Here is an 11,239-nt window from a genome sequence, read left to right on the forward strand (position 1 = left end):
TGCGCCGCTCGCCGTGACGGCGGTGCAGGCGGGTTGCGTGGCGGTGGGCAGCGCGGTGCTCGCGCTGGTGTTCGCGCACGGCCAGTGGCAGCCGCTGCCGACGTTCTCCGCGCATCTGCCGTTCTGGAGCAGCGTGGCGTGGCTCGTCGGCGCGTGCACGCTGTTCGCGTTCTTCATCCAGAACTACGCCGTGCGCCGCAGCAGCCCGACGCGCGTGGCCTTGCTGATGGGCAGCGAACCGGCGTTCGGCGCGCTGTTCGCCTGCGTCTGGCTCGGCGAGCGCCTGAGCGTGGCCGCGTGGACGGGCGGCGCGTTGATCGTCGCGGCGTCGCTGTTCGCGGTGGTGCCGTGGCGGCGCGCCGCAGCAAAGAGCGTGAGCGAAGCGGTCAACGCCTGAGCGCAGCGGTCAACGCCTAAACGCGCGGCTCAGTCCTTCACGCCGCGCTTGCGCAGCAGATACGTATCCATGATCCAGCCGTTCGCCTCGCGCGCCTCGCCGCGCACGCGCACGATTTCGTCCTTCACGTCGTCGAGCTTGCCCGCCACGAGAATCTCGTCGGGCGTGCCCACATACGCGCCCCAGTAAATGTCGAGATCCTCGCCGTCGAGCTGCGTATAGGCGTTCTGCGCGTCGAGCATCACGACGGCGCTGTCGGCGTCACGCGGAAAACCGTTTTCGACCAGCCGCCGCCCCGTGGTGATGCTCACCGGCTTGCCGATGAAATTGAGCGGCACGCGATGCTTCGCGGCCAGCGCCTGCACGCTGCTGATGCCCGGAATCACCTCGAACTCGAACGCAAGCCGCCCTTCGTCGAGGATCGCATCGAGAATGCGGATCGTGCTGTCGTAGAGCGCGGGATCGCCCCAGACGAGGAACGCGCCGCATTGTCCATCGGCGAGTTCATGCTCGATCAGCCCTTCGAATACGCGCTGTTTGTCGCGATTGAGTTCGTCGACGGCCGCCTTGTATTCGACGCCGTCGCGCCGCCGCTCGGGACTCGTCGCTTCGACGATGCGGTAATCGGGGTTCTCGATGAAGCGCGCGCAGATCTCCTTGCGCAGCGCCACGAGCTTGTCTTTCGCGGGGCCTTTGTCCATCACGAAGAACACGTCGGCGGCGTTGAGCGCCTTGACGGCCTGCATGGTCAGATAGTCGGGATCGCCCGCGCCGATGCCGATGATGAGGATCTTTTTCACGTCGATAGTCCGGTGAGTGCGTCGTCCAGGCGGGCCTCAAAAGGGCCGCAGAAGCGCTGCCAAGGGCCGCGCCGGGCGAGCGGAAGGCCCGAAATGATAGCGCGAGTTGGCGAGCGCGCCCATTTCGCGGGCTGCGTGTACACGGTCATTTTCTTCAATACGCGCGCCCGCGCGCTGCGTACGCTCGACGCTGAATCATCGCCGTCTGGCGTATCGAGGAGAATCGTGAGCACTGTCATGTCCATGGCCGCCTTCGCGCTGGCCACTTCCATCACCCCCGGACCCGTGAATATCGTCGCGCTCGGCGCGGGCGCGCGCTATGGCTTGCGCGCGAGCCTGCGCCACGTGACGGGCGCGACCGTGGGTTTCGCGCTGCTGTTGCTGCTGATCGGCCTCGGCCTGCACGAACTGCTCGCGCAATGGCCGTTTCTCACGCGCGCGATCGAATGGGCGGGCGTGGCGTTTCTGCTTTACGTGGCGTGGCGGCTCGCCATCGACGACGGCCGTATCGACGCCTCGCGCGAAGCACGCGGCCCCTCGCTGATGACGGGCGCGGCGATGCAATGGCTCAATCCGAAGGCGTGGCTCGCGTCGGTGGCGGGCATGGGCGCGTATGCGGCCCCGGGCGAGAAGGCGCTGGTCTGGCAGTTCGCCGCGATCTATTTCGTGGTCTGCTACGCGTCGATTGCGTGCTGGGCGTGGGCGGGCGCGTCGCTGCGCCAGGCGCTGCGCGAGCCGTCGCGCGTGCGCTTCGTGAACCGGCTGATGGCCGCGCTGCTGGCGGCGAGCGCACTGTGGCTGCTGTTCGGTTGATCGCGTCGAAGCGTCAGCCGCGATACGTCAGCCGCGATACTGACCCGGCGTGGCCGCGACGAACTGCCGGAACGCGCGTTGCAGATGCGCCTGATCGGCGAAACCCGCTTCGGCGGCGACGTCGGCGATAGCGTGACCGCGCCGCAATTGCGCGCGGCTGAACTCGATGCGCCGGTTCACGACATACGCGTGCGGCGTCATGCCGTACTGCTCGCGAAACGCACGGATCAGATGCGACGGCGACAGGTCGGCGGCCGCGCAAATCTCGTCGAGCTTGAGCGCGCGCGTGTAATTGCCGTCGATGAATTCGGCGGCGCGCGCAAGACGCGCATCCGGTTCGCGCGCGGCGAGCGGCGCGGGCTGCATGGCCGGGTACAGCGACCGATGCAGCGCCGTGAAATACGCTTTCACGGCGTGTTCCTTGCGCGCGTTGTCTTCAAGCGGATCGACGAGCGTGTCGTAGAGCGCGTTGAGCCCCGCAAACAAGGCGGGATCGCGCGTGAGCGTGTGCTCGAAGGGACGCAGGCCGTCCTGCGCGCCGCAGCCCAGTTCGCGTTGCAGCTTCGCGAGCCACTCCACGTCGACATAAAACATGCGATAGGCCCACGCTTCATCGGCGGCGGGATTGCACGCGTGCACGACGTTCGCGTTGATGATGACCACCGACCCCGCGCCAATATGCTGCAGCGTGTTGCCGTTCAGATAGGTGCTGTGGCCGCCCGTGACCGCGCCGATCGAAAACGTGCTGTGCGCGTGACGTCCATAGCTGACCTTGCGGCCATCGGCGATGGCGCGCACTTCGATGAAGGGCAGGGCGTCGTCGCGCCAGAAGCTCGGCGTGCCTGCAGCGATGGCGGACGTGGACGGCATGAATGGGCTCGCAAAATCGAAACAGCGTGAGGCTCGATGGTAGCGCAAACGCGGTGTCAATCACGCGCCGCGCGGCAAGCATCATAAACAATTAGAGTCCGTGCGCTAACGCACTAATTAAGTACGTTCATCATTTCGTCATACGGATGCGCCGATAATTCACGTTGAATAAATTGGCCTGCCTTGTCACGAGTCGCGTAACGATAGCGCGACCGGCACGGCGTGGCTCGGGGATTTCAACATGACCATTCGTCACCGCATCACGCTTCTCATCGTGCTGATGTTCGTCGCGTTGTCCGCCATCGGCGGCTACGCGGTCTATCAGACGCGCCGCAGCGCCACCGACGTCCATCAGGTCACGCAGGGCGTCGTGCCGAGCGCACTCGCTTCCTCGGACCTCGTCTCGCTCGTCAAGGACGTGCAGCTCGCGACGATGACGCTCGTCTACGCGCCCGACGCGACCACCGCGCAACTCGCGCAGGACGATCTCAAGAAGAAGGAAGCCGACCTGCGCGCCGCGCTCGACGTGCAGCGCAAGGCCGCCGCGAGCCACGCGCAGGACGGCCTCGTCGCGCAGGCGCAGGAAAGCATCACCAACTATTTCAACGCCATCGACGACACCGCGAAGATGAAGGCCGCGGGCAAGAACGAACTGGCGCAGGCCTATCTGTTCGCGAACGTGGCGCAGTATCGCGACGAACTCGAAGGCATCGTCACCACGATGCGCGTCGAGAAGAACCGCCAGAAAGACGACGCGATCAGCGCGCTCAACGGCATGCTCGACACGACCACCAGCGCGATCGCCGGCGTGACGGGCGGCGCGGTGCTGCTGCTCACGGTGATCGGCCTGCTGCTGTATCGCCAGATCACGCGCCCGCTTTCGCGCATGCAGCAGGAAATGAGCGAGATCGCCACGAGCCAGGACTTCACGCGCCGCGTGCCGGTGGGCCGTCTCGACGAGATCGGTCATTCGATCGTCGCGTTCAACGGCATGATCGAGAAGATCCAGCACAGCTCGGCGCAGCTCAAACGCAAGACCGCCGACATTCAGGCGATGCTGCAGAACATGCAGCAGGGCATTCTCACGGTGGTCGAAGGCGCGACCATCCACAACGAGTATTCGGCCTATCTGGAAGCGATTTTCGAAACGAACGAGATCGCGGGCCGCTCGCTGATGGACCTCGTGTTCTCGAGCACGGAACTCGACGCCGATACGCTCTCGCAGATCGACGCCGCCGTGCACGCGTGCCTCGGCGAAGACGACGTGAACTTCGCGTTCAACCAGCATCTGCTCGTGAACGAAATCACGCGCGCGATGCCCGATGGCCGCACCAAGGTGCTCGATCTGTCGTGGTCGGCGATTACCGATGAGAACGACATCGTCGTGCGTCTGATGCTCTGCGTGCGCGACGTGACCGAACTGCGCGAACTCGCGGCGGAAGCGGGCGAGCAGAAGCGCCGTCTGCAGATGATCGGCGAAATTCTCGCGGTCAGCGAAGAGAAGTTCCATCGCTTCGTGGAAAGCTCGAAGACCTTCATCCACGAAAACGAACGCATCATTCGCCAGCACGATTGCGCGGACATGGACGCCGTCGCGGCGCTGTTCCGCAACATGCACACGGTGAAGGGCAATGCGCGCACATACAGCCTCCAGCATCTCACGGGCGTGGTGCACGAAGTCGAGCAGCGTTACGACGCGCTGCGCCGCGAAGATCCGGATCACGTGTGGGATCAGCAGGCGCTGATCGCCGACCTGCATCGCGTGCGCGAAGCCGTCGATCACTATGCGTCGATCAACACCGAAAGTCTCGGTCGCGGCGGCCGCACGCAGGACGGCAGCATCGCGATCGGCCGCGAGCAGATCGACGCGAGCCTGCGTCTGATCGACAACACCCGCGACGACGATCTCGCCTCGCTGCGCGCGATGCGCGCCGAACTGCGCCGCGTGCTGGGCGCGTTCGGCACCGAGAGCGTGCACGACGCGCTCGCGGGCGTGCTCGATTCGCTGCCGTCGCTGGCGCAGGAACTGGGCAAGGTCGCGCCGGTCGTGCGCATCGACGATCACGGCTGGCGTCTGCGCAGCGAAGCGGCGGGCACGGTCCGGGACGTCTTCACGCATCTGCTGCGCAACTCGCTCGATCACGGCATTGAAATGCCGACGCAGCGCCGCGCGCAAGGCAAGGACGACGCGGGCCAGATTCATGTCGACGCCAACGTGATCGACGGCGCGTTGCGCCTCGCGCTCGCCGACGACGGACGCGGCCTCGCGCTCGAACGCATTCGCGGCATCGCCGTCGAGCGCGGCTGGCTCGCCGAAGACGAGATGGCGAGCGACGACGCCATCGCGGCGTTCATCTTCCGCGCAGGCTTCTCGACGGCGCAACAAGTGACCGAAGTGTCGGGCCGCGGTGTGGGCATGGACGCGGTGCGCGACTTCCTCGAACGCGAAGGCGGCCGCATCGAACTGCGCTTCACGGACAACCGGGAAGGCGCCGATTACCGGCACTTCGAAACGATCGTGTATCTGCCGCGCGCGTGCGCCGTCGAAGGCGAGCAGGCGCGCGCCACGCAGCAGGAAGAGGAAGCGCTGAGCTAGGCGCGGTTCGGGGGTGGCTGTGGTGTTTCCGTATTTGACAGGCGCGCTGGCGGGCGCCGTGATCGTGGCGATCGGCGCGGTTGTGCTGCATCTGCGCGCGCGTGCGCGTACGAACGCGGCGCTGCAATCGCAACTCGCGCAGCACGATGAACAGCTCGCGCTGGCGAAAACGCAGATCGACGACGCGCAATCGCGCGCCGCCGAAGAACATGACGCGCTGGCGGCGCAGATCGAGACGCTGCGCGCCGAACTCGCGCAGCGCAAGTCGGTGGCCGACGCGATGGAAGCGGCGCTGGCCGCCGAGCGTTCGCGTGGCGCCGACGCCTTGCAGCGCGTCGAGCGCATCGCTGCCGAAGCGGCGCGCCTCAAGCAGATGTCGATGACTTTCGAGCGCTGGCACGAGCAGATGATCTCGCTGATGGCGCAGAACCACGACATGCACCAGAAGAACCAGGAGCTGTCGTCGATCGTGAGCCACGTGCTGATCGTCTCGCTGAATGCGTCGATCGAAGCGGCGCGCGCGGGCCCGGCGGGCCGGGGCTTTTCGATCGTCGCGGGCGAAGTGCGTACGCTCGCCACGCGCTCGCAGGAGTTGTCGAAGAGCTATCGCGACAGCCTGCATCGCAACGATCTGATCACCGCCGCGACGTTCCAGGACGTGCAGGCGGGCGGCAAGATGATCGCGGCCTCGCTCGCGAGCGTGGATTCGCTTACGCAGCAACTGTATGCGCAACTCGGCGAATCGCGCACGGATGGGCATTTCGATGCTCACTTCGATACGCACACGCAGGCGCACGCATGATCGGCTCGAACGCGCAGGACAGTTTCGAGCGCATTTTCTTCGCGGCGGCGCGCTCGCGGCTCGTGACCGATGCGCAGCACGCGTGCGAGTTCTCGCCCGCGTCGAATGAGGTGGCGCAGGGCGAACACGTGATCGTGCTGACGATCTCGTCGATGCAGTTTCGCGTGCTGCTATTGATTCATCTTAAGGATGACGAAGCCACGCGCGCGTATTACACGGGCGAAACGGAAGCCGGTGCGGGGCGTCCGCTCATCGAGACCTTCACGGAGTTCGGCAATCTGTGCTGCGGGTCGATGAACCAGCAGCTCGTCGAGCATTTTCCGGACCTTGGCATGTCCACGCCGTATGCGCTGTCGGGTCAGTGTTTGCCGTATCTGCGCGAGCTGAAGCCCGACAGCGTGAAGTCCTGGGCGCTGACGATCGACGGTTCGGTGCGCCTCGGTGCGACGCTGTGCATCTGCACGCGCGCGTCACTCGAATTCGTGGCCGCCGACATGGCGGACGCGAGCGAAAGCGCCGGCGAACTCGAATTCTTCTGACGCGCCGCGCGCGCGTCGGCATGCAGTGATGTATCGCAGGGAAGTCGGAAAGAGACGTATGAACACGAATAAGCCGGTCAGCAAGGTGTTGCTGCTCGAAAGCGATTCCGCCCGCGCGCTCGCGCTGGCGCAACCCGATGCCGGGCAACGCCTGATGGGCGTGCCGGTGCGCCGCGACGCGCTGGCGGCCGCGCTGCACACGCATTACGACCTGGGCGGCGTGCTGCTCGGCGAGGACTTCGGCGGCTCGCCCGAAGCGGCGGCGGCAGTGGCCGTGGCGCTCGAAGTGGAGCGCCCGGAGTTGCCGATTGTGCTGCGCCGGACCACCGATGGTGAATTGCCCGAAGCGTTGCGGCGCGTGCCGCGCGCGAGCTGGGACGAGCGCGAGCCCGAGTCGCTGCAGGCGGCGCTCGACGCGCATGTGTTTTCGCAGGATTACCCGGACCCGCTCGTGGACGGTATCGCCGACATGACGCTCGGCCGTCTGCGCGGGCTGTTTCCGGACCTCGAAGTGAACTGGGACACGCCGAGCATCGTGCGCGACCGCATCATCTTCGGCGAGGTGCTCACGCTGATCCCGATCGAGACCGCGTGGTGCCGTGGCTGGCTGCTGATGCAGACCGAGGAGACGCCGCTCATCGACATGCTGCCGCCGCGCGAAGGGCGCGGCGCGCGCGAGGAAGCGAGCGATTTCCGCGATCTGAACGGCGTGCTCGGCGAACTCACGAATCTCGTGTGGGGCGCGTTTCGCAACCGCTATCTCGGGAACGCGCGCAATGCGGGCGCGGGCGATGCAGCGGGCGACGGCGGCTGGGTCCGCGCGCAGGTGCAGGTGCCGCTGCTCATCAATCATCGGCGGCGCTATCTGTCGTTCGGCTCGGACAATCCGCAGCTGTGCATCAAGTACCGGCTCACGTGTCCGAAGACGGGCCGCGAGGCGGTGATCGATCAGCGTTTCGTGTTCAGCCTCGGCTGGTCGCGCGAAGGTTTCGACGAGACGGCCGCTCTGGCCGCGGCCGCCGCCGAGCCGGAACCGGTGAGCGGCGAACTCGAACTGTTTTGACGTCAAGATGCGCCGTACACGGCGCAAAGGAAAGAGACAACATGGCTAAGATTCTGGTGGTGGACGATTCGAGCACGGTGCGTGACGAAGTCGCGGGCTTTCTGCGCAAGAACGGCCTCGACGTCGATACGGCGGTGGACGGCAAGGACGGCCTCGCGAAGCTGAAGGCGAATCCGGGCGTGAAGCTCGTCGTGAGCGACGTGAACATGCCGAACATGGACGGCCTCACGATGGTCGAGAAGATCCGCAGCGAACTCGCGAACACGGCTGTCAACGTGGTGATGCTCACGACGGAAAGCAGCCCGGCGATGAAGGAGCGCGGCAAGGCCGCCGGCGTGCGCGGCTGGATCGTCAAGCCGTTCAAGGGCGAGGCGGTGCTGGAGACGTTCAAGAAGATGGCGGGCTGAGCGCTCGTTTAGCGCCCGGTTAGCGCTCGATCAGCGTCTCGCGAAAATGAAAAAAGGCCTGCGTTTGCAGGCCTTTTTTATCGATGCCGCGTGAAGCGGCGCGGCGTGTCGACCGCGCTTCGAATCGTTACGCGGCGAGCGCCGCCGCGCCCGCCTTCGCGGGCATCAGCAGCACCGGAATCGATTTCGACGTGGGCGTGCCCGCGCCGTCGGCGATCGATTCCAGCGGCACGAGCGGATTCGTCTCCGGATAGTACGCGCCGAGGCAGCCGCGCGGAATGTCGTACTCCACGAGCATGAAGTCGGTGACGTGACGCTCGATGCCGTCGTCCCAGACGCTCGTGATATCCACGAACTGACCCGGCTCGAAGCCGAGCATCGTCATGTCTTCGCGGTTCGCGAACAGCACGCGGCGCAGGCCGTACACGCCGCGATAACGGTCGTCGAGACCGTAAATCGTGGTGTTGTACTGATCGTGCGAGCGCGTGGTCATCAGCGTCATGAGCTTCTGGCCGTGTTCGGCGCGCGCGCGATGGATCGGCGTGTCGAGCGCGATCGCGTGCACCACGAACTGCGCCTTGCCGCTCGGCGTCTTCCACACGCGGTCGCGCGACGCGACGCCGAGGTGGAAGCCGCCCGGATGCTTGAGGCGCTCGTTGTAGTTCTGGAAGCCGTCGAACACCTGCTCGATGCCGTCGCGGATCTTCGCGTAGTCGCTCGCCTGATCGAGCCAGTCCACCTTCTCGCTGCCGAGCGTGGCGTGCGCCATGCGCGCGACGATCGCGATTTCCGACAGCAGATTGTTCGACGCCGGACGGTTCATGCCGTACGAGATGTGCACCATGCTCATCGAGTCCTCGACGGAGACGCCTTGCGGCACGCCGTTCTGCAGGTCGATTTCGGTGCGGCCGAGCGTCGGCAGGATCAGCGCGTCTTCGCCGTGCACGAGATGGCTGCGGTTGAGCTTGGTCGTCACGTGCACGGTAAGCGCGCACGAACGCATGGCGTCGAAGGTGCGCGGCGTGTCGGGCGTGGCGATCGCGAAGTTGCCGCCCAGACCGATGAACACCTTCACGTGGCCTTCGAGCATCGCGTGAATGGTTTCGACCACGTCGTAGCCGTGCTCGCGCGGCGGCTCGAAATCGTAGGCCTTGCCCAGACGGTCGAGGAACGCCTGAGTCGGCTTTTCCTCGATGCCGACCGTGCGGTCGCCCTGCACGTTCGAGTGGCCGCGCACCGGGCACAGGCCCGCGCCGCGACGGCCGATATTGCCGCGCATCATCATCAGATTCGAGAGCAGCTGGATCGTCGCCACCGAATTCTTGTGCTGCGTGATGCCCATGCCCCACGTCGAAATGACGGCCTTGCCCTTCACGTAGATGTCGGCGAGCTTGAGCACTTCGTCGAGCGGCACGCCCGCTTCGGCGACGATCATGTCCCACGATTCCGCGCGCAGATCGGCGGCGAAGCTGTCGAAGCCGACCGTGTGTCCGGCGATGAAGTCGACGTCGAGAATGCGTTCCGTGCCTTGCGCCACGGCTTGATCGTCGAGTTCGATCACGCGCTTGGCCATGCCCTTGATCAGCGCGAAGTCGCCGCCGATGCGCGGACGGATGAACACCGAGCTGATCTCCACGCCCTTGGGCGAGAGCATGTCGAGCGTGTGCTGCGGGCTCGCGAAGCGTTCCAGCCCGCGTTCCTTGAGCGGATTGATCGAGACGATGGTCGCGCCGCGCTTGGCGCATTCGCGCAGTTCGCCCAGCATGCGCGGGTGGTTCGTCGCGGGATTCTGGCCGAAGATCAGCAGCGTGTCGGCGTGCTCGAAGTCGTCGAGCGTGACGGTGCCCTTGCCGATGCCGACCGTGCCCGGCAGGCCGCGGCTGGTGGCTTCGTGGCACATGTTCGAGCAGTCGGGGAAGTTGTTGGTGCCGTACATGCGCACGAACAGCTGATACAGGAACGCGGCTTCGTTGCTCGCGCGGCCCGAGGTGTAGAACGCGGCGCGGTCCGGGTTGTCGAGCGCATTGAGGTGCTTCGCGATCAGCTTGAACGCGTCGTCCCATTCGATCGGCACGTAGCGGTCGCGCTGCGCGTCGTAGACCATCGGATCGGTCAGACGGCCGTGCTGCTCCAGCTCGTAGTCCGATTGCGCCATCAGTTCGGTGACGGTGTGCTGCTCGAAGAAGGCCGGCGTCACGCGCTTGCTGGTGGCTTCGGCGGCCACGGCCTTCACGCCGTTCTCGCAGAACTCGAACGTCGACGCGTGCTCGCGGTCCGGCCAGGCGCAGCCCGGGCAGTCGAAGCCGTCCGGCTGATTCTGCTTGAGCAGCGTGCGGTAGTTGCCGCCCGACACCTTCTCCTTGATCAGGTTGATCGCGACCTGTTTGAGTGCGCCCCAGCCTGCGGCGGGGTGGTGATACGGCTCGATGCGACCTTGCGGCTTCTTCATGCTGGGGGCTTCGGATTCGTGAGGGCGGATGGCCCGATGAGGCGAGACTACTGTGTTCCTGTGCTCCCGGTGATCACAGAAATCCGGAAAGCGGAGGGATACAGTTGCGACGATTTGCCATAGACTGGTGGGGTTTGTGTTGCCCGTCCTTTCCCTTGGCTTTCGTTTGTCTTTGCTTGCTCCTGGTATGCCCGCGCCGTCTTCCTCGCCGTCTTCCTCGATTACCCGCTACGAACAGCTCGCCGACGACATCGAGGCCGCCGTGCGGCGCGGCGTGTTCGGGCCAGGCGAGCGCGTGCCGTCGGTGCGGCGGGCGAGCCAGCAGCACGGCGTCAGCATCAAGACGGTGCTGCATGCCTACGCGCTGCTGGAAAGCCGGGGCGTGATCGAGTCGCGGCCGCAATCGGGCTTTTTCGTGCGCGCGCGGCCGCTGGCGCGCGCGACGGGCGAGGCCGGGCGGGAAAATGGCGGCGAAGCGGGCCATGAAGGCGGCGGAGCGGCGC

At 65.8% G+C, this 11,239-nt stretch carries 12 protein-coding genes; 8 read left to right on the forward strand and 4 right to left on the reverse strand.

Annotated elements, in window-relative coordinates:
- Window positions 1-397, forward strand: a 397-nt coding sequence (locus G3N97_RS31685; protein ID WP_205996884.1) for a DMT family transporter, incomplete at its 5' end; no start/stop codon positions are given.
- Window positions 398-426: 29 nt separating this feature from the next.
- Here G3N97_RS31685 and cobF read toward each other — a convergent pair.
- Together cobF and G3N97_RS31695 are read right to left on the reverse strand one after the other, a co-directional pair.
- Window positions 427-1,197, reverse strand: coding sequence for a precorrin-6A synthase (deacetylating) (gene cobF, locus G3N97_RS31690; protein ID WP_205996885.1), 771 nt, complete (start codon window positions 1,195-1,197; stop codon window positions 427-429).
- Entirely contained in the window at window positions 1,194-1,436 is a 243-nt protein-coding gene (locus G3N97_RS31695; RefSeq protein ID WP_205996886.1) for a hypothetical protein, read from the reverse strand. The genes cobF and G3N97_RS31695 overlap by 4 nt, the downstream gene beginning before the upstream one ends.
- Between G3N97_RS31695 and G3N97_RS31700 the strand changes: the two genes are divergently transcribed.
- The gene (locus G3N97_RS31700; protein ID WP_205996887.1) at window positions 1,423-2,010 is read left to right on the forward strand and encodes a LysE family translocator; all 588 of its coding nucleotides are present in this window, start codon (window positions 1,423-1,425) and stop codon (window positions 2,008-2,010) included. The two genes, G3N97_RS31695 and G3N97_RS31700, sit on opposite strands and share 14 nt — an antisense overlap.
- A 27-nt stretch (window positions 2,011-2,037) precedes the next feature.
- On the opposite strand, the gene G3N97_RS31705 is transcribed toward G3N97_RS31700, so the two are convergent.
- Window positions 2,038-2,880: an AraC family transcriptional regulator gene (locus G3N97_RS31705; RefSeq protein WP_205996888.1), complete on the reverse strand. Its 843-nt coding sequence runs from the start codon at window positions 2,878-2,880 to the stop codon at window positions 2,038-2,040.
- 241 nt (window positions 2,881-3,121) lie between these two features.
- Here G3N97_RS31705 and G3N97_RS31710 point away from each other — a divergent pair, with 241 nt between their 5' ends.
- From G3N97_RS31710 to G3N97_RS31730, 5 genes are read left to right on the forward strand one after another with little or no spacing between them, the layout of a single operon-like run.
- Complete coding sequence (locus G3N97_RS31710) at window positions 3,122-5,476, forward strand: HAMP domain-containing protein (RefSeq protein WP_205996889.1); 2,355 nt, start codon at window positions 3,122-3,124, stop codon at window positions 5,474-5,476.
- Window positions 5,477-5,495: 19 nt separating this feature from the next.
- Window positions 5,496-6,278, forward strand: coding sequence for a methyl-accepting chemotaxis protein (locus G3N97_RS31715; protein ID WP_346778153.1), 783 nt, complete (start codon window positions 5,496-5,498; stop codon window positions 6,276-6,278).
- Entirely contained in the window at window positions 6,275-6,817 is a 543-nt protein-coding gene (locus G3N97_RS31720; protein ID WP_205996890.1) for a hypothetical protein, read from the forward strand. The genes G3N97_RS31715 and G3N97_RS31720 overlap by 4 nt, the downstream gene beginning before the upstream one ends.
- 58 nt (window positions 6,818-6,875) lie before the next feature.
- Entirely contained in the window at window positions 6,876-7,880 is a 1,005-nt protein-coding gene (locus tag G3N97_RS31725; protein WP_205996891.1) for a chemotaxis protein CheX, read from the forward strand.
- A 41-nt stretch (window positions 7,881-7,921) separates the two neighbouring features.
- Window positions 7,922-8,287, forward strand: coding sequence for a response regulator (locus tag G3N97_RS31730; RefSeq protein WP_205996892.1), 366 nt, complete (start codon window positions 7,922-7,924; stop codon window positions 8,285-8,287).
- Window positions 8,288-8,414: 127 nt separating this feature from the next.
- On the opposite strand, the gene G3N97_RS31735 is transcribed toward G3N97_RS31730, so the two are convergent.
- The gene (locus G3N97_RS31735; RefSeq protein WP_205996893.1) at window positions 8,415-10,736 is read right to left on the reverse strand and encodes an FdhF/YdeP family oxidoreductase; all 2,322 of its coding nucleotides are present in this window, start codon (window positions 10,734-10,736) and stop codon (window positions 8,415-8,417) included.
- 220 nt (window positions 10,737-10,956) lie between these two features.
- Between G3N97_RS31735 and G3N97_RS31740 the strand changes: the two genes are divergently transcribed.
- On the forward strand, window positions 10,957-11,239 hold a 283-nt coding region (locus tag G3N97_RS31740; protein ID WP_205996895.1), incomplete at its 3' end, for a winged helix-turn-helix domain-containing protein.

The sequence above is a fragment of the Paraburkholderia sp. Ac-20347 genome, assembly GCF_017104805.1.
Lineage (GTDB): Bacteria > Pseudomonadota > Gammaproteobacteria > Burkholderiales > Burkholderiaceae > Paraburkholderia > Paraburkholderia tropica.